At 71.2% G+C, this 16966-nt stretch carries 17 protein-coding genes and 1 pseudogene; 11 read left to right on the forward strand and 7 right to left on the reverse strand.

Annotated features, from left to right (window positions below):
- Positions 1–293: 293 nt before the first annotated feature.
- From infC to JEK78_RS19680, 9 genes are all read left to right on the forward strand, one after another.
- Positions 294–920, forward strand: coding sequence for a translation initiation factor IF-3 (gene infC, locus JEK78_RS19640; protein WP_200264263.1), 627 nt, complete (start codon positions 294–296; stop codon positions 918–920).
- Positions 921–1028: 108 nt separating this feature from the next.
- Positions 1029–1223 carry a 50S ribosomal protein L35 gene (gene rpmI, locus JEK78_RS19645; RefSeq protein ID WP_121888283.1) on the forward strand — a complete coding sequence of 65 codons (195 nt, stop codon included), beginning with the start codon at positions 1029–1031 and terminating at the stop codon, positions 1221–1223.
- 112 nt (positions 1224–1335) lie between these two features.
- On the forward strand, positions 1336–1719 hold the full coding sequence (gene rplT / locus JEK78_RS19650; RefSeq protein WP_200261503.1) for a 50S ribosomal protein L20: 384 nt from the start codon (positions 1336–1338) through the stop codon (positions 1717–1719).
- Positions 1720–1864: 145 nt separating this feature from the next.
- Complete coding sequence (locus JEK78_RS19655; RefSeq protein ID WP_200261504.1) at positions 1865–2719, forward strand: RNA methyltransferase; 855 nt, start codon at positions 1865–1867, stop codon at positions 2717–2719.
- A 51-nt stretch (positions 2720–2770) separates the two neighbouring features.
- Positions 2771–3910: an ATP-binding protein gene (locus tag JEK78_RS19660; protein ID WP_200261505.1), complete on the forward strand. Its 1140-nt coding sequence runs from the start codon at positions 2771–2773 to the stop codon at positions 3908–3910.
- Between the two features lie 145 nt (positions 3911–4055).
- A complete protein-coding gene (gene pheS / locus JEK78_RS19665) occupies positions 4056–5177 on the forward strand; it encodes a phenylalanine--tRNA ligase subunit alpha (RefSeq protein WP_200261506.1) in 1122 nt (373 codons plus the stop codon).
- A complete protein-coding gene (gene pheT / locus JEK78_RS19670) occupies positions 5177–7699 on the forward strand; it encodes a phenylalanine--tRNA ligase subunit beta (RefSeq protein ID WP_200261507.1) in 2523 nt (840 codons plus the stop codon). The genes pheS and pheT overlap by 1 nt, the downstream gene beginning before the upstream one ends.
- A 219-nt stretch (positions 7700–7918) precedes the next feature.
- A complete protein-coding gene (locus tag JEK78_RS19675; protein WP_200261508.1) occupies positions 7919–8971 on the forward strand; it encodes a PP2C family protein-serine/threonine phosphatase in 1053 nt (350 codons plus the stop codon).
- Positions 8972–9543: 572 nt separating this feature from the next.
- A complete protein-coding gene (locus tag JEK78_RS19680; protein WP_200261509.1) occupies positions 9544–10278 on the forward strand; it encodes an SDR family oxidoreductase in 735 nt (244 codons plus the stop codon).
- A gap of 621 nt (positions 10279–10899) precedes the next feature.
- Here JEK78_RS19680 and JEK78_RS19685 read toward each other — a convergent pair.
- Positions 10900–11295 carry a cupin domain-containing protein gene (locus JEK78_RS19685; RefSeq protein ID WP_200261510.1) on the reverse strand — a complete coding sequence of 132 codons (396 nt, stop codon included), beginning with the start codon at positions 11293–11295 and terminating at the stop codon, positions 10900–10902.
- Between the two features lie 51 nt (positions 11296–11346).
- On the opposite strand from JEK78_RS19685, the gene JEK78_RS19690 reads away from it, so the two are divergent.
- Positions 11347–12339: a helix-turn-helix domain-containing protein gene (locus JEK78_RS19690; protein ID WP_200264264.1), complete on the forward strand. Its 993-nt coding sequence runs from the start codon at positions 11347–11349 to the stop codon at positions 12337–12339.
- A 206-nt stretch (positions 12340–12545) separates the two neighbouring features.
- On the opposite strand, the gene JEK78_RS19695 is transcribed toward JEK78_RS19690, so the two are convergent.
- The 5 genes from JEK78_RS19695 to JEK78_RS19715 all read right to left on the reverse strand — a co-directional run bounded on the left by JEK78_RS19695 (position 12546) and on the right by JEK78_RS19715 (position 16200).
- Complete coding sequence (locus tag JEK78_RS19695; protein ID WP_277953050.1) at positions 12546–13418, reverse strand: 3-hydroxybutyryl-CoA dehydrogenase; 873 nt, start codon at positions 13416–13418, stop codon at positions 12546–12548.
- A 513-nt stretch (positions 13419–13931) separates the two neighbouring features.
- Complete coding sequence (locus JEK78_RS19700; RefSeq protein ID WP_200261511.1) at positions 13932–14129, reverse strand: DUF1918 domain-containing protein; 198 nt, start codon at positions 14127–14129, stop codon at positions 13932–13934.
- 316 nt (positions 14130–14445) lie between these two features.
- Positions 14446–14895: a DUF6314 family protein gene (locus JEK78_RS19705; protein ID WP_200261512.1), complete on the reverse strand. Its 450-nt coding sequence runs from the start codon at positions 14893–14895 to the stop codon at positions 14446–14448.
- 229 nt (positions 14896–15124) lie between these two features.
- Entirely contained in the window at positions 15125–15328 is a 204-nt protein-coding gene (locus JEK78_RS19710; RefSeq protein WP_200261513.1) for a DUF397 domain-containing protein, read from the reverse strand.
- Positions 15325–16200 (reverse strand): helix-turn-helix transcriptional regulator, encoded by an 876-nt coding sequence (locus JEK78_RS19715; protein ID WP_200261514.1) that lies wholly within the window; start codon positions 16198–16200, stop codon positions 15325–15327. The genes JEK78_RS19710 and JEK78_RS19715 overlap by 4 nt, the downstream gene beginning before the upstream one ends.
- A 163-nt stretch (positions 16201–16363) precedes the next feature.
- Here JEK78_RS19715 and JEK78_RS19720 point away from each other — a divergent pair, with 163 nt between their 5' ends.
- Positions 16364–16891 (forward strand): ATP-binding protein, encoded by a 528-nt coding sequence (locus JEK78_RS19720; protein ID WP_200261515.1) that lies wholly within the window; start codon positions 16364–16366, stop codon positions 16889–16891.
- On the opposite strand, the pseudogene JEK78_RS19725 reads toward JEK78_RS19720, so the two are convergent.
- Positions 16843–16953, reverse strand: a pseudogene (locus tag JEK78_RS19725) (deaminase); the annotation flags it as partial. The gene JEK78_RS19720 and the pseudogene JEK78_RS19725 sit on opposite strands and share 49 nt — an antisense overlap.
- Positions 16954–16966 lie beyond the last annotated feature (13 nt).

The following is a 16966-nucleotide window of genomic DNA, read 5'->3' on the forward strand; positions in this document are numbered from 1 at the left end:
CACGTCTGCCTCATGGTAGCGAGTGCGACCCACGAAGTGGAGGCTGTCGAACTCCCACCTGGCCGTTCCCCGAGGACGGCGGGTCACCGGTCTGGCCGTATCGCCCCCGTGGCGATGATCGGCCCGAAATCGCGCCCCGCGTTCACGGCGGCGGTGCTCCGGTAGTAGTTCGAGGAGCCCCGCTGGTGATCGTCCGGGGCGTTTCGTGTGTCTCGGCGCGGTCAGGTCCAACGGACACAGACGTTACGCGGCTGTCGGCCAGACCGTCGCGTGGTGCTTATCGAGGAGGATCCATCAGCGCCGAGCCCCGCATCAACGACCGGATTCGCGTTCCCGAGGTGCGACTTGTCGGTCCCAGCGGCGAGCAGGTCGGGATTGTCCCGCTTGCCAAGGCCCTGGAGCTTGCGCAGGAGTACGACCTCGACCTCGTCGAGGTCGCGGCGAACGCCCGTCCGCCCGTGTGCAAGCTCATGGACTACGGGAAGTTCAAGTACGAGTCGGCCATGAAGGCCCGTGAGGCGCGCAAGAACCAGGCGCACACGGTCATCAAGGAGATGAAGCTCCGGCCGAAGATCGATCCGCACGACTACGACACCAAGAAGGGTCACGTCGTCCGGTTCCTCAAGCAGGGCGACAAGGTCAAGATCACGATCATGTTCCGCGGTCGCGAGCAGTCCCGGCCCGAGCTGGGCTACCGGCTGTTGCAGCGCCTCGCGGAGGACGTCCAGGACCTGGGCTTCGTGGAGTCCAATCCGAAGCAGGACGGCCGGAACATGATCATGGTTCTCGGTCCGCACAAGAAGAAGACCGAGGCGATGGCCGAGGCCCGTCAGGCCCAGGAGGCCCGCAAGGCGTCCGCGAAGGCCAACCCCGGTCGGTCGCAGAACCCCGCGGACGCCGAGGAGCCCGCCGAGGCGTGATCACGTGGGATCGCGGTCCCGCGCAGTGAAGGAAACACGAGCGACGCTTCACCGTGCCCGGTCTCACGGCCGGGCGCCGGAGCGCCACCCAGAGGAGAGAACGGCGCTATGCCGAAGAACAAGACGCACAGCGGTGCCAGCAAGCGTTTCAAGATCACCGGCTCCGGCAAGGTGCTCCGGGAGCGTTCCGGCAAGCGCCACCTGCTCGAGCACAAGTCGTCCCGTGTGACGCGTCGCCTCACCGGCAACGCCGAGATGGCCCCGGGCGACGCCAAGAAGATCAAGAAGCTTCTCGGCAAGTGACGCGCGGCGTGACGTGATCGACCGATCATCTCGCGCCCCACGTCGACACCGGGACCCAATCGTTTTCCGGGCCGTGTGAGGACACCACGGCCCCGCTACAAGGAGTCAACAAGTGGCACGCGTCAAGCGGGCGGTCAACGCCCACAAGAAGCGCCGGGCGATCCTCGAGCAGGCCTCCGGCTACCGCGGTCAGCGCTCGCGCCTGTACCGCAAGGCCAAGGAGCAGGTCACCCACTCCCTGGTCTACAACTACAACGACCGCAAGAAGCGCAAGGGCGACTTCCGTCAGCTCTGGATCCAGCGCATCAACGCCGCCGCCCGCGCCAACGGCATCACCTACAACCGCTTCATCCAGGGCCTCAAGGCGGCCAACGTCGAGGTGGACCGCAAGATCCTCGCCGAGCTGGCGGTCAACGACCCGACCGCGTTCGCCGCGCTCGTCGAGGTCGCCCAGAAGGCGCTCCCGAGCGACGTGAACGCGCCGAAGGCCGCGTGAGACCACACCGGTCGTGAGCCCGGCGCGCGGACCCGTGGGCACGCCCCACGGGTCCGCCGTGCCGTGCGCGTGCGCGGCCCTCGTCGGCCCGCCTCGAATCGCGCCGGGCGTTCGGACGGCGCCCCTCCTTGGAAAGTGACCCCGCATGCCCGCCGCCGAGTCGATCTCCCCTCGCTCCCCCCGGGTCGCCGCGGCCCGAAGGCTGGCCAGGCGGAGCCTCCGCGCCAGGGAGCGGCTCTTCCTGGCCGAGGGGCCGCAGGCCGTACGCGAGGCCGCGGAGCATCGGAGCGACGGCACGGCGACGCTGGTCGAGTTGTTCGTCACCGAGGAGGCCGCCGACCGCCACGCGGACATCGTGGGCGCCGCCCGCTCGGCGGGCGCCCGCGTCCACCTGGCCTCCGAGCAGGTGGTCGCCGACATCTCCACCACCGTCACCCCCCAGGGCCTGGTCGGCGTCTGCCGCTTCCTCGACACGGCGTTCGAAGAGGTCATGGCCGCCCGGCCGAGGCTGGTGGCGGTCCTGGCGCACGTCCGCGACCCGGGCAACGCCGGCACGGTGTTGCGCTGCGCCGATGCCGCGGGAGCCGACGCCGTCGTCCTCACCGACGCCTCGGTCGACCTGTACAACCCCAAGGCCGTGCGGGCGTCCGTCGGTTCCCTTTTCCATCTTCCGGTGGCCGTGGGAGTCCCGGTCGAGCACGCGGTGGACCGACTGCGGGCGGCCGGCGTCCGCGTCCTCGCCGCCGACGGCGCGGGCGAGCACGACCTCGACGCCGAACTCGACGCGGGAAGCATGGGCGGCCCCACCGCGTGGGTCTTCGGCAACGAGGCGTGGGGCCTTCCACCCGAGACTCTCTCCCTCGCCGACGCCGCGGTCCGGGTCCCGATCCACGGCAGGGCCGAGAGCCTGAACCTCGCCACCGCCGCGGCCGTATGTCTCTACGCGTCGGCGCGTGCACAGCGCGCCGCCACGGGGTGCCGCTCCGTCACCGACAGCTAGTAGGGTGACCTGCTCGGGGCCCCCGGCACGGTCGAGAGGTGGGGTACGGCGATGAGTGTCGGCACGAGCAGCGCGCCGGGAGCACACGGGGCACGCCGTGCTGCCGCGGGCCTGTCCGACCCCGTGGACGCGCACACCGGCGTCCACCCCGACGAACTCCCGGACGGCCTCGTCGTCGCCGACGCGCGCGGGCGTGTCATCTGCTTCAACACCGCCGCCGCGCGGATCACCACCCGCGAGCCCGCCGAGGTCGTCGGCCTCCCTCTCGACACCGCGCTGCCGCTTGAGGACCTGGAGGGCAGGCGCTGGTGGCAGCTGACCGATCCCTACGGGGGGCTGGCGATCCGGCGTCGACAGCCGGAACGCAACCTCCTGCTGCCCGGGGGGCGCGAGGTCCTGGTCTCCGCCCGCTACGTCCGCGCGCGCCCCGCCGGCCCCCTCCACCGCCTCGTCGTCACACTCCGCGACACGGAGGCACGCCGCCGCACGGAGCGAGGTCACGCCGAGCTGATCGCCACCGTCGCCCACGAGCTGCGGTCCCCGCTGACCTCGGTCAAGGGGTTCACCGCCACGCTCCTCGCCAAGTGGGAGAGGTTCACCGACGATCAGAAGCGGCTGATGCTGGAGACGGTCGACGCCGACGCGGACCGGGTCACCCGCCTCATCGCCGAGTTGCTCGACATCTCCCGCATCGACTCGGGCCGGCTGGAGGTCCGCCGGCAGCCGGTGGACATCGGCGCCGCGGTCGGACGGCACATCCAGGCGCACGTCGCCGCCGGACTCCCGGCCGACCGGTTCCTCCTCCGCCTCGCCCAGCCCCTGCCCCCGCTCTGGGCGGACCCGGACAAGATCGACCAGGTGCTCGGCAACCTCGTCGAAAACGCGGTGCGCCACGGCGAGGGAACCGTCACCATCGATGTCACGGCCGCCGCCTCCCCCCGCGAGGGCGAGGACACCGGTACGTCGGTCACGGTGAGCGACGAGGGGCCCGGCATTCCGGAGGAGTCCATGAATCGCGTCTTCACCCGCTTCTGGCGGGGCAGCAGGCGAGGCGGCACCGGGCTGGGGCTGTACATCGTCAAGGGCATCGTCGAGGCCCACGGTGGCGCGATCACGGTCGGCAGGGCAGGCGGGGGCGGCGCGGAGTTCCGATTCACCCTGCCCGTGGCGGCACCGGCCTATCTCGATTGAGAGCCGGCGGCCCCCGCGGGCGCCTCCGCCTTCGCCCGCCCCGCTAGACTCGACCCCTGGCACCTTCGTGGCCCGAGCCCGGCCCGCGCCAGCGCGGCTCGTCGTGCGGGGACCATCAGCCAGCCAATCGGAAGCACGGGAAGAGATGTCGGCACCCAATAAGTCCTACGACCCTGTCGAGGTCGAGTCCTTGAAACCGGAAGAGATCGAGCGCGTGCGGGACGAGGCGCTCGCCGCGTTCGCCGCCGCGGACTCCCTCGACGCACTCCAGGAGGCCAAGGTCGCCCACTCCGGGGGCACGTCCCCGCTGGCCCTGGCCAACCGCGAGATCGGTGCCCTGCCGCCGCAGGCCAAGGCGGAGGCGGGCAAACGGGTCGGTCGGGCCAGGGGCGAGGTGAACAAGGCTCTCGCCGCCCGGCAGGCCGAGCTGGAGGAGGAGCGGGACGCCCGGGTGCTGGTCGAGGAGGCGGTCGACGTCACGCTGCCCTACGACCGCGTGCCGGCCGGCGCGCGGCACCCGCTCACCACCCTCTCGGAGCGGATCGAGGACGTCTTCACGTCCATGGGCTACGCCGTCGCCGAAGGCCCCGAGGTGGAGGCCGAGTGGTTCAACTTCGACGCTCTCAACATCGGACCGGACCATCCCGCCCGGGGTGAGGCCGACACCTTCTTCGTCGAGCGTCCCGACGGATCGGGCGACTCCGGTGTGGTCCTGCGCACCCACACCTCTCCCGTGCAGATCCGCTCGCTGCTGGACCGGGAGCCGCCGGTCTACGTCATCTGCCCCGGTCGTGTGTACCGCACCGACGAACTGGACGCCACCCACACGCCCGTCTTCCACCAGGTCGAGCTGCTCGCCGTGGACGAGGGGCTGACCATGGCCGATCTGAAGGGCACACTGGATCACCTGGTGCAGTCGCTGTTCGGCCCGGACATGACGACGCGCCTGCGGCCGAACTTCTTCCCCTTCACCGAGCCCTCGGCCGAGATGGACATGGTCTGCTACGTCTGCCGAGGCGCGTCGGTCGGCGACCCCGACCGGCCTTGTCGCACCTGTTCCTCCGAGGGGTGGATCGAGCTGGGCGGGTGCGGCATGGTCAACCCGCGCGTCCTGCGGGCCTGCGGGGTCGACCCCGAGAGGTACAGCGGCTTCGCCTTCGGTTTCGGTATCGAACGGATGCTGATGTTCCGCCACAACGTGAGAGACATGCGAGACATGGTCGAGGGTGACGTGCGGTTCACCCGGCCGTTCGGGATGGAGATCTGATGCGGGTCCCGCTTTCCTGGCTTCGGGAGTACGTCGACCTGCCGGAGACCGAGACCGGCCGCGACGTCCAGGCCAAGCTGATCTCGGCCGGTCTGGAGGTCGACACCGTCGAACGCCTCGGCGCCGACCTCAAGGGGCCGTTGGTCGTCGGACGGGTGCTGAGCATCGAGGAGCTGGAGGGCTTCAAGAAGCCCATCCGCTTCTGCACCGTGGACGTGGGTCGGGCCAACGGCACGGGTGAGCCACAGGAGATCGTCTGCGGCGCGCGAAACTTCGCCGTCGGCGACAAGGTCGTCGTGGTCCTCCCCGGTGCCACTCTCCCGGGTGGCTTCTCGATCTCGGCGCGCAAGACCTACGGCAAGGTCTCGCACGGCATGATCTGCTCCTCCGACGAGTTGGGGATGGGCGACGACGGAGGGCACGGCATCATCGTGCTCCCCCCGGAGACCGAGGTCGGTCGGGACGCCGTCGAACTGCTGGAGCTGGTCGACGAGGTGCTGGACATCGCCGTCACGGCCAACCGCGGCGACTGCCTCTCCCTGAGAGGTGTCGCCCGGGAGACGGCGATCGCCTACGGCCTGCCCCTGCGGGACCCGGCGCTGCTCGACGTGCCGACGCCGAACGGCCACGGCCACCCGGTGAAGGTCGGCGACCCGGCCGGCTGCGACCGTTTCACGGCGCGGACGGTGACCGGTCTCGATCCCGAGGCCCGCTCGCCGATCTGGCTGCGGCGCCGGCTGCAGAAGGTCGGTGTCCGGCCGGTCTCCCTCGCCGTCGACGTCACCAATTACGTGATGATGGAACTGGGCCAGCCGCTCCACGCCTACGACCGCGGCAGGGTGCGCGGTGCCATCGGCGTGCGCCGCGCCCGGGAGGGCGAGCGCGTCGTCACCTTGGACGGTGTCGAGCGGAAGCCGCACGCCGAGGATCTGGTCATCGCCGACGAGCGCGGGCCGATTGGCCTGGCCGGTGTCATGGGCGGCGAGGACACCGAGATCGCCGACCATCCGGCGGGTCCCGAGGGGGGGACCGCCACCACGGACGTGGTCGTGGAGGCCGCGCACTTCGACCCGGTCGCCATCGCCCGGACCGCGCGCCGTCACAAGCTGTCCACCGAGGCGTCCCGCCGCTTCGAGCGCGGCGTCGATCCGCAGGCCGCGTCCGCCGCGGCGCAGCGCACCGTCGATCTCCTGGTGCTGCTCGCGGGCGGCACCGCCGAGGCGGGGGTGACCGAGGTCAGCGCCCCACCGGTGCCGCGCACCGTCACGCTCGCCGCCGACCACCCGGACCGCGTGGCGGGGGTGCGCTACGGGCGCGAGGTCGTCGTGCGGCGTTTGCAGCAGGTCGGCTGCGACGTGTACGGGCAGGACGAGCTGATCGTCACCGTGCCCTCCTGGCGTCCCGACCTGACCGATCCGAACGACCTCGCCGAGGAGGTCATTCGCCTGGAGGGGTACGAGAACCTCCCGGCGACGCTGCCGAGGCCGCCGGCAGGGCGGGGCACGACCCCCCGGCAACGGCTGCACCGCAGGGTCGGTCGCGCGCTGGCCGGCTCCGGCTACGTCGAGGCGCCGAACTATCCGTTCCTGGACGAGCGGGTTCTGGACCGGCTCGGGCTGGCGCCCGACGATCCGGCGCGGCGTGTCGTGAGGTTGGTCAACCCGCTCAGCGACGAGGAGCCCGCGCTCCGGACAACCTTGCTGCCGGGCCTGCTCGGCGCGCTGCGTCGCAACGTGGGCCGCGGCGGCCAGGACCTCGCGCTCTTCGAGACCGGGCTGGTCTTCCACCCGCGCCGGACATCCGAGGCCGCCGTGCGGCCGTCCGTCGACCGGCGCCCCGGAGAGGACGAACTGGCCGCGCTGAACCGGTCGCTGCCCGACCAGCCGCGCCACGTGGCGGTCGTGCTGGCCGGTGCCCGCGAGCAGGCCGGTTGGTGGGGCGGGGGACGGCCCGCGGACTGGGCCGACGCCGTGCAGGCGGCTCGGGTCGTGGCCCGCGAGGCGGGTGCCGAACTCATCGTCCGCAAGGGGCAGTACGGGCCGTGGCATCCGGGCCGCTGCGCCGAACTCGTCGTCCGGGTCGACGGGGAGCCGAGAGTCGTCGGCCACGCCGGCGAGTTGCACCCGCGCGTGCTGAAGGCGCTCGGGCTGCCCGCCCGCTGTTGCGCGATGGAGCTGGACCTCGACGGGGTGGAGCGCGCCGGCGACATCACCCCGCAGGCGCCGGACATCTCGTCCTTCCCGGTCGCCACCCAGGATGTCGCCCTGGTCGTCGAGGCGTCGATCGCCGCGGCGGAGGTCGAGGAGGCGTTGCGGGAAGGCGCGGGCGAGCTGCTGGAGGCGATCCGGCTCTTCGATGTGTACGAGAACGCCGAGCAACTGGGGGAGGGACGCAAGTCCCTCGCCTACGCGCTGCGCTTCCGGGCCGACGACCGGACGCTCACGGCGGACGAGGCGTCCGCCGCGCGCGACGCCGCGGTGGCCCTCGCGGGGGAGCGCACCGGGGCGGTGTTGCGCGGCTAGGGCGTGCGCCCTCCGGTGCCCGGTCGTCCGACGTGATGCCGGGCCCGCCGGGGACGCGGGCCCTCCGCCCCCGCTTCCCGGCGGCGGATCCCCGGCGTGTCACTCGTACGAGTGGCGATACTGGGCGATCCGGACGTTACCGGCCTTCTTGTGGACAGAATCGGACCGGCCCCTGGGGGCCGGTCCGATTCTGTCTGGGCCCGACGGGGGGTCACCGGCATGATCCACATCAAGGCGCCGCCTCGCGGCACGCTTCCTCTCGGGGTGCCCGCGCTGTTGGGCGCCACGGCCGCGACCTACCGGCTGACCTGTCCCATCGCACGGCAGGAGGGGCCTGGCGCCCGCGTCGTGACCGGCGGCGTCCTCGTCGCCGTCGGCACCGGCCTGGTGCTGCACGTAGGGCGCACACTGCTACGAGACCTGCGCGGGGCGCGTCGCGCGGCGGAGGCGGCGCAGCGAGCCCTGCTACGACCACCGCCGCCCCGGGTCGGCGGCCTCCGCGTGGCCGCGGCCCAGCTCTCCGCCGACCACGGTGCCCGGATCGGGGGCGACCTGTACGACGTCGCCCGCACCGAGCACGGTGTCCGCGTGGTGATGGGGGATGCCCGGGGCCACGGACTGGCCGCGCTCGCGACCGCCGCCGCGGTCCTCGGCTGCTTCCGCGAGGCCGTGCACGACGAACGGGCCCTCGGTGACGTGTTGCGTCGACTGGACCGGTCGCTCGCACGGCACCTGCGGAACGGCGAGGGAGGAGCGGCGGCCGAGGAGTTCGTGACGGTCCTCTTGCTGGAGATCCACGCCGACGGCAGTGTGCTGGCGCTCAACTGTGGCCATCCCTGGCCCCACCTGATACGCGACGGCACGGTGGAGCAGGTGGCCCGGGAGGCGCCCATGCCGCCGATGGGCCCCTTCCCCCTGCCCGGCGACCTGACCGCACGGGCCTGCGCGCGGCTGGGGCCGGGAGAGATGCTCGTCCTGCACACCGACGGCGCCGAAGACGCCCGTGACCGACGCGGCAGGACCTTCCCGTTGCCCGAGGCGCTGGCCGAAGCCGGCCGCGCCGAGCCGGCCGACCCCGCCGAGGTGCTGCGGCGGACGCTCACGTCACTCGCGCAACACGCGCGTGGCACCTCCCGCGACGACATCGCCCTGCTTGTGCTGCGCAGGGACGGGGACGGGGAAGACGGCGCCCCCGGCGTGTCCGGCGGGTGGGAAGCGCCCCCCGTCGGTTCCCGGCGTGGGACGCCGGGAACCGGCCCCACCACGACCTGAGGCGCGGACCGGGAGCCACCACCGCCACCCGCCGGGGCCGCTCGCCCCTCCCGGCTCAGGCGTAGGCGTAGAAGCCCGAACCGCTCTTGGGGCCTGGGCGAAACGGTCGCCGCGGCTCTGCCCGCCCTGACCCACCTGGCGGAACTCGGGGTCGAGGCCAGACGGCAAGGCCCAGTCCAGACCGCCCGCCGGTCGGCGCTTCTCCCGCGCCACCGTCTACCGCCACCTCAGGGCGAAGTCCCCAGCCGGTCCCAGAGCACCGTGTAGCGCGCATCACCGAGGCCCAGGGGCTGCTTTGTTGGTTCTTGGGCGAGTGCTACCGGAACCCCGTCGAGTGCGGGTGGGAACGCGAGGTCGGATTCCCGCCAGACGGGTGGGACTCAGGGAGCTTTGATTGACGCAATGACTCTGCTGCGCAATTGGGCGGGCGGCCACGCGCCGCGTTCGAGGGCCCTACCTCCGCCCGGTATGCCCGCTTGTGCGGTGCGCTCCGAACGCTGGATCGGCACGGTTACGTCACGCTCGGCAATTGCGCAGCAGAGTCCGCAGTCAATCGATGCGGGAGGAACGGCATGGACGGTAACGCAGTGGTGCTGGTGACCGGTGGGAGCCGTGGGATCGGGGCGGCGGTCGCGCTGCAGCTCGCCGAGGACGGTTTCGACATCGCGTTCACTTATGTGCGCGGCGAGGAGGCTGCGGCCTCGGTGGCGGGGAAGGTGGAGGCGCTGGGAAGGCGGGCTCTGGCCGTGCGGGCTGACTCCGCGGATCCGGCGGCTGCCGGCGCGGCGGTGGAACGGACCGTGCGGGAGTTCGGGCGGCTCGACGTGCTGGTCAACAATGCCGGTGTGGGGGTACTCGGGCCGCTGGAGGCACTGACCGCAGCTGATGTGGAGCACGTCCTCGCGGTCAACGCGCGCGGAGTATTCCTCACGACACGGGCAGCGGCCCCGCACCTGGGCCCCGGTGGACGAATCATCACCATCGGCAGTTGTGTGACCCAGCGGGCGTCGACCCCGGGCGGGACGCTCTACGCGATGAGCAAGTCGGCGCTGATCGGGCTGAACAAGGCGTTGGCCTGGGAGCTGGGCGGGCGCGGAATCACCGCGAACATCGTCCACCCGGGTCCCGTGGACACCGACATGAACCCCGCCGACGGGCCGTACGCCGGGCCACAGGCCGCGATGACGGCCCTAGGGCGGTTCGGCGCACCTCGGGAGGTGGCGTCCCTGGTGGCCTTCCTTGCGGGACCGGAGGCCGCATACGTCACGGGCGCCGAGTTCGCCGTGGACGGCGGGCACTCCGCTTAGCCCTCCGGCCGGGCGTGATCATCGGGCAGGACACAGGCGTCCCCGGCTGACCACCGAGGCATCCGGTCGGCGTCCCAGTGAGCAGGATCCCGGCCCCCGACTCAGTCAGTGCGCTCCGCGACGTGAGGCCACCCAGTCCGATGATCTTCGCCATGGACAGCCTCCCCGCACCTGGCCGAGTCTCCCGACGCCTACGTATACCAGACCGACTGCCTCGCACTTACCACCAAGCACCCTGCGCAGTGAGGCTTTCTCAACGGTGATCACTTCCAGATTCCGTTGAGGACGAGGGCCGCGCGCGCCACTAGCGCCGCCTGTCTGAACGGGTCCAGCGCGCGAGAGCCCTTCGGTGTGCCGATCCGCTGCCGCTGGGAGGCCGGCGGCCGGGCCAGGAACTCGACGACGTGGTGCGGGACGTCGAGCGTGGCAACAAGGTGACCAATGTGGAGCCTCTGGTGGCTATGGACATGGTCTTGTGGTGAGACCTGTCCTACCAGGGGCTTCACGCTTGTCCGCGACCAGAGCCCGCCTGCCTGATTCACGCCGAAACGGCAGTTCGCTCAACTTCGCGAAGATCATTTCCGGGAGGGAGCCTCAGTGGCGTATCCGAAGCCTGGCGGGTCAGGTGCTGAGAGTGTGTCCGGTTGTCGAGTCGACGTGCCCTGGGATCTCGTCGTGGCGATCGCCCACGGTCGGTGTCCCGGTGGGCTCGAACATGAGGATTGCGGCGCCGGACGGAGAGTGCGGCTTGTGCTCTGTGCCTCGGGGCACGGTGAAGACCGCCCCCTGCGGGAGTAGGACCGTGCGTTCCCCGTCGGGCTCGCGCAGGGAGATGCGCAACTCGCCGTCGAGCACCAGGAAGAACTCGTCAGTATCATTGTGTACATGCCAGATGTGATCGCCCTCGACTTTGGCGATGCGGACGTCGTAGTCGTTGACGCGCGTGACGATGCGGGGGCTCCACAAGGCATCGAAGGTGGTCAGGGCCTTGCTGAGGGGGATGGGTTCGCTGCTCATGTGCTCATCCTGAGCCGTTTCGCCCGACCGGGTGAGTGCTACAAATTGCATATGGCGAAAGAATCCTCGCACGCAGCTCACGCGGCGGGCGCACACAGGGTTGTCGTGATCGTGGACGAGAACTCGAACCCCTTCGAGCTCGGCTGCGCGACCGAGGTCTTCGGTCTGCGCAGACCGGAGATCGGCCGTGATCTGTACGACTTCAGGCTCTGTTCGCCCGAGCCCCGCACCCTGATGCGAGACGGATTCTTCACCCTCACGGGCGTCGCCGACCTGGAAGCGGCCGACACGGCGGACACCTTGATCGTCCCCAACCGTCCGGACGTCGAAGTGCCCCGCCGTCCCGACGTGCTCGATGCCGTTCGCCGGGCACGCGCCCGCAGTGCGCGCCTGGTCGGCTTCTGCAGCGGCGCCTTCACGCTGGCCGAGGCCGGCGTCCTCGACGGGCGGCGGGCCACCGCGCACTGGCAGTGGGCGGATTCCTTCCGGGCCCGCTTCCCCTCTGTCCGGCTGGAAGCAGACGTGCTGTTCGTGGACGACGGTGACATCCTCACCGCGGCAGGCAGTGCAGCTGCGCTCGATCTTGGGCTGCATGTGGTCCGCCGCGACTACGGCGCCGAGGTCGCCAACTCCGTGAGCCGGCGGCTGGTCTTCGCGGCGCACCGGGACGGCGGGCAGCGTCAGTTCGTGGAGCGCCCCATCCCTGACCTGCCTGACGAGTCCTTGGCACCTGTCCTGTCCTGGGCCCAGGAGCGGCTGGACTCACCGCTCACCGTGTCCGGCCTAGCGGCGCGTGCGGCGGTCAGTCCGGCGACTCTGCATCGCCGCTTCCAGGCGCAGCTGGGCACGACGCCACTGGCGTGGCTGACGGGGGAACGGCTTGCTCTGGCGTGCCGGTTGATCGAGCGAGGTGAGTCCCGCTTCGAGGTCGTGGCGCGACGCAGCGGGCTCGGCACCGCTGCCAATCTGCGTACGCTGATGCGCCGCGAAACCGGTATCACACCATCGGCGTACAAGCGCCGGTTCGGGCCGGAGACGAACTGACGGTGGGCATGCCCTGCCTACGAACCACGTGTGCTTCATCGTCCACTACTGAGCATCCCCTGACGTGCCGACCTCCCACCGAACCCCCCATAGCCCCTCGACTCCAGAATGATCACTGAAGGCCGCTCACCGGGGCGTCGGAGAGCGGCCTTCAGTGTTGTGCGGAGAACTGCTCTGTTCTTCGGTGAGCAGTACGTTTGCCCAGGTCAGGCGTAGGCGTAGAAGCCCGAACCGCTCTTGCGGCCCAGGCGTCCCGCGTCGACCATGCGCTGCAGCAGCGGCGGAGCCGCGTACAGCGGCTCCTTGTACTCCTCGTACATGGAATAGGCGACCGAGGAGACGGTGTCCAGGCCGATCAGGTCCGCCAGCTTCAGCGGTCCCATCGGATGGGCGCACCCCATCTCCATGCCGTTGTCGATGTCCTCGCGGCTTGCGATCCCCGACTCGAACATCCTGATCGCGGACAGCAAGTACGGGATGAGCAGCGCGTTGACCACGAATCCCGAACGGTCCTGGGCCTGGATGGCGTGCTTGCCGAGCACCTTCTCCGCGAAGAGCCGGGTCCGTCCCAGGGTGCCCTCGGAGGTGGTGAGAGCCGGGATCAACTCGACCAGCTTCTGCACCGGGGCCGGATTGAAGAAGTGGATGCCAATGACATGGTCCGGCCGCGAGGTGGCGACCGCCAGCTTCACCAGAGGGATGGAGGACGTGTTGGACGCCAGGATCGCGTCCGGTCGGCTCACGATCTGGTCGAGCACCTGGAAAATCTCGGTCTTCACCTGCTCGTTCTCCACGACGGCCTCGATCACCAGATCACGGTTCGCGAACTCGCCGAGGTCCGTGGTGAAGCCGAGCCGAGCCTGTGCGGAGTCCCGCTGCTCCTCGGTGATCTTCCCGCGCTCGGCCGCCTTGGCGAGCGAGTTGAACAGACGGGTCCGACCGATCTCCAGGGCCTCGCCGGTGGTCTCGGCGACCATGACCTCCAGGCCGGCGCGGGCGCACACCTCGGCGATTCCCGCGCCCATCTGCCCGCAGCCGACCACACCGACGCGCGTGATATCTCCCGAGATGCCGGTCACATCGTCCCTTTCGCTGTACTCCGTCGGCGGCGACCCCCGGGGTCGCCGATGGGCCGCCTAGACCGAGCAGGTTACCCCCGGGTCGCCAGGGCACGGGTCGCCGGGTCGGGTCGCCGGCGCCTGGGGGCCCGGGCGTGCCTTGTCACCGCCCGGGGCCCCGGGCGCCCCCTCGTGGACGGCGACACGTCCGGCGGGTCGTGGGGCGCCGAGCCACGGAACGGGTCGTGGGGCGGCGCGTCCCTGAGTTTCCCGTCGCCCCGGGGCGGGGGTTCCCCGCTGGAAAGGGCTCCGGGAGCGGCGGAGGACGTGCCATGGAGGAGCCGAGACGGGAGCGGCGGCGGAGACGAGTGACCACGAGACCCGGGGCAGGGGAAAAGGCCCACGACGTGGCGTCGGGCACAAGGGCCCTCTCCGGGGGAAAGCCGGGGGAGTCGCCCGCGCGGTGTTCGGGCGGGCAGGGGGTCGTCGGGCCCGGGCGCGGCGGACCGGCCGCCTCACCCGGGCGCGGCGCGCCTACCGCTCGGTCGTCTCGCGGTGCCGGATCTCCGAGTCCGGCCCCGGGGAGCAGACGGCCTCGTGCCCATCCTCGAAGCGCACGCGGTAGGGCGGGTTGCCCTCCTCGCCCATCACCTCGACGATCTCGGCGACCTTGTCCTGTTGCCCGACCACGCGACCGTGCTGCACCAGCCGGTCGCCCTTGGTTGCGCGCATCTGCGGGGGCCTCCTCACCCTGTACGGAGCGGTGGTGTCCATGGCCGGGGGTCGCGGCACCGGGGACCGGGGTGTCCCGGCGGGCGTGCCACGGCCCGACCCGCCGGGCGGTGGCGGCGGATGTGCCACCAGGGTCCGCGACGGGAGACCATCGCCGGAGCCGTTCGCGAGTGACCCCGACCACACCAGTGTGGGCAGCGTCCGATCCGGGTGCAAGCGACTCCGTCGCCCAAGGCCGCTGCTTCAGGCCCCGGCTGCGGGCTCCGTCGCCTCGCGCCCGCGATGCCCGCGCCGGGTGCCCATGACGAGGGTGGGGTCAGCGGTCCCGGGTGTACTCGGTGGTGAGCGACAGGTCCTTGGCGGGGCCCCGGACCCTCCACACGGCGCGCCACCGGTCCGCGTCCAACACGGTGAACTCGCCCCGGTAGTGGTCGGCGGCGCAGGGGTGTTCCGCCCGGTGTAGTCCACTTCGCAGGTCGAGGTCGTGGAAGGGACGGCCGTCGGCGAAGAACACCTCGGCGGCGCCGGGGTCGGCGGCGGGACGGAACCACAGTGTCCGCTCGGCCCGGCGAGTCGTGCCCCGCCAGGCGAATCGGCCGGTCTCGCGGTACAGCAACCCGGCGCTTGCGTCGGCGGGAGGCGAGAGCAGTGCCGTCCCCTCGAATCGGCCGGTGATGTCGGCGGCGACGTCCCGGACGTGCCGTTCGGCCCGCCAGCGGCCGGTCAGGTACTCCAGAGTGTCGGGTATCGGTCCGATCTCGGGCATGTGTCCTCCTCCCGTCCGCCGTCCTCGGCAGCGGAGCGCGCACCTCACGAGGGACCCTCGTGCGAACCCTGCCATGCCGTGTCGTCGGCCGTCCGGCCGGGGCGCGGCTCGGGCACGAGCCCCGGCGGAAGGGGCCCACCTCCAGGCCCCGGCCTCGCGCGCCGTCGGCCTGCCGCGAAGGGTCGTGCCGAACGGCGGGCCCGAGCGTCGCGGCCTCGGGCGGGGTGGGTCAGATGCCGTCCCGTCCGAGGTCCGCGACGAATCCGGCCCACGCAGCGTGGGTGAAGGCGAGCTGCGGACCGGTGCCCTGTTCCTTGGTGTCCCGTACGCGTACGGCGGCCCGGTCGGCGGCGATCTCGACACACTCCCCGCCTTCACCGCTGCTGTACGTACTCTTGAACCAGATGAGGCGCATGGGCTGTTTGGTGATCATAGATCTCCCAGCAACCTTTCGATAAGGGCCAGGGACTCTCGCGGAGTGAGGGCCTGGGCGCGGATGCTGCCGTAGCGCGCCGCAAGCATACGGACCTCCTCGGCATCGGTCACCAGCCTGCTGACGTTCTGCACTTCCAGGTAGCCGACTTGAGGCCTCCCCTTTGGAGTGAGCAGTGTGAACGGGCCGCCCAGACTCGGGTGGTCCGAACGGTCGGTCGGCATCACCTGAAGCTCCACGTTCCGCAGTGGGGCGACCTCCAGCAGGTGCTTCAACTGCACCCGATGCACCTCCCGGCTGCCGATCGGCCGTTGCAGGACGGACTGCTCCACGGTGAACGTCACGAGAGGCGGCGGCCACCGCGTCAGGAGCTCCTGTCGAGCCAGCCGGGCAATCAACCGCTGTCCGATTGTCTCCTCGTCGAGCAGGGGCCTGCGCGCGGTGAAGACGGCGCGGGCGTGCCCCTCGGTCTGAAGCAGGCCGGGCAGCGACAGTGCGCCGTAGTAGTGGAGTTCAACCGCCTCCCCCTCCAGCCGTGCGTAGTCGCGAAACCACTCCGGATGCCGCACCCTCCTGCGTGTTCGCGCCCGCCGCACGTCGTCGGCGGCCGAGGCCAGCAGGCCACCGCACTCCAGCAGTTCATCGACCGCGAGCAGTAGTTCGGGCTGCGGGGTTCGGCGTCCCCGTTCCACGGACGAGATGGTCTCCTCCCCGTAGCCGAGTCGGTCGCCCAACTCCTTCTGGCTCATCCCGGCTCGTACTCGCGCGACCTTGATCTGTCGTCCGAGTGCACGGAAGAGGTCGGCGACCTCGTCGGTGCCGTCCGCCTCACCGCCGGTGGGAGTCCCCGAACCGCTCGCCTGTGCCACCATCCCGTACCACCACCCAGTTCCGTCGTACCAGGGGCTAACCGCTGGACGTCCGGCCAGGTCACGGCCGTACGCCCGGACAGCCCGGCCTTCGCGCCGGGACAGTCGTCCGCCGTACTGTCTCGCGTTCTCCACACGGTAGAGCCATTCCGTCACCCTCGGTGAGGTGATCCAACGAACCGTCACCGGCACCGGTGAACCGCCCGCCACCATCCGTCACTTCCGTCTCGCGTTCCCCACCAGCAGACGCGGCGCCCACATCGCCCGCCACGCCGCCGAACGCTGGCTCGTCGACCAGCGGGACCGCCCGGAGGCCGTGGCCGCGACCGAAGACCCGGACACGGCCTCCCTTCTCATCGCGGAACTCACCGCCAACGCCGTCCTGCACGGCCGCGTACGGGGCCGTGCCGCCCGCCTCGCCCTGACCCTCGCGGGCGGCACCCTGCGCATCGAGGTCACGGACGCCCGGGGTGACCGCCTGCCCGAACCGGCATCGGGCGGATGCGGTGACGAGGACAGGGGCGGGGAGTCCGGGCGCGGTCTGCTCCTCGTCGCCTCACTCGCCGATGCCTGGGGCTGCGAACCCCACCATCCCGGCGGCAAAACGGTCTGGGCCGAGTGCGTCCGGCGGTCGATCGCGACCGGTCGGCCGTCCGGGACCTCGCCCGCGGCGAAGCCCGACATCGGGCGGTAGGTGTTCGCTCCCATCAGATGGGTGGCCTTGGGCTGCTCGCCGAGCCATGCGAGGTACTCCGGGCCCCGGGGCTTG

Origin of the sequence: Streptomyces sp. HSG2, assembly GCF_016598575.1 — a bacterium.
Classification (GTDB): domain Bacteria; phylum Actinomycetota; class Actinomycetes; order Streptomycetales; family Streptomycetaceae; genus Streptomyces.

Excerpts from the sequence above, each read along its gene's own strand:
- JEK78_RS19710 (WP_200261513.1), bottom strand. The coding sequence starts at position 15,328 with ATGATCACCAAACAGCCCATGCGCCTCATCTGGTTCAAGAGTACGTAC.
- JEK78_RS19675 (WP_200261508.1), top strand. The coding sequence starts at position 7,919 with ATGATCCACATCAAGGCGCCGCCTCGCGGCACGCTTCCTCTCGGGGTG.
- rpmI (WP_121888283.1), top strand. The coding sequence starts at position 1,029 with ATGCCGAAGAACAAGACGCACAGCGGTGCCAGCAAGCGTTTCAAGATC.
- JEK78_RS19655 (WP_200261504.1), top strand. The coding sequence starts at position 1,865 with ATGCCCGCCGCCGAGTCGATCTCCCCTCGCTCCCCCCGGGTCGCCGCG.
- JEK78_RS19700 (WP_200261511.1), bottom strand. The coding sequence starts at position 14,129 with ATGCGCGCAACCAAGGGCGACCGGCTGGTGCAGCACGGTCGCGTGGTC.
- JEK78_RS19715 (WP_200261514.1), bottom strand. The coding sequence starts at position 16,200 with ATGGTGGCACAGGCGAGCGGTTCGGGGACTCCCACCGGCGGTGAGGCG.
- JEK78_RS19690 (WP_200264264.1), top strand. The coding sequence starts at position 11,347 with ATGGCGAAAGAATCCTCGCACGCAGCTCACGCGGCGGGCGCACACAGG.
- pheS (WP_200261506.1), top strand. The coding sequence starts at position 4,056 with ATGTCGGCACCCAATAAGTCCTACGACCCTGTCGAGGTCGAGTCCTTG.
- JEK78_RS19685 (WP_200261510.1), bottom strand. The coding sequence starts at position 11,295 with ATGAGCAGCGAACCCATCCCCCTCAGCAAGGCCCTGACCACCTTCGAT.
- pheT (WP_200261507.1), top strand. The coding sequence starts at position 5,177 with ATGCGGGTCCCGCTTTCCTGGCTTCGGGAGTACGTCGACCTGCCGGAG.
- JEK78_RS19660 (WP_200261505.1), top strand. The coding sequence starts at position 2,771 with ATGAGTGTCGGCACGAGCAGCGCGCCGGGAGCACACGGGGCACGCCGT.
- JEK78_RS19705 (WP_200261512.1), bottom strand. The coding sequence starts at position 14,895 with ATGCCCGAGATCGGACCGATACCCGACACTCTGGAGTACCTGACCGGC.
- JEK78_RS19680 (WP_200261509.1), top strand. The coding sequence starts at position 9,544 with ATGGACGGTAACGCAGTGGTGCTGGTGACCGGTGGGAGCCGTGGGATC.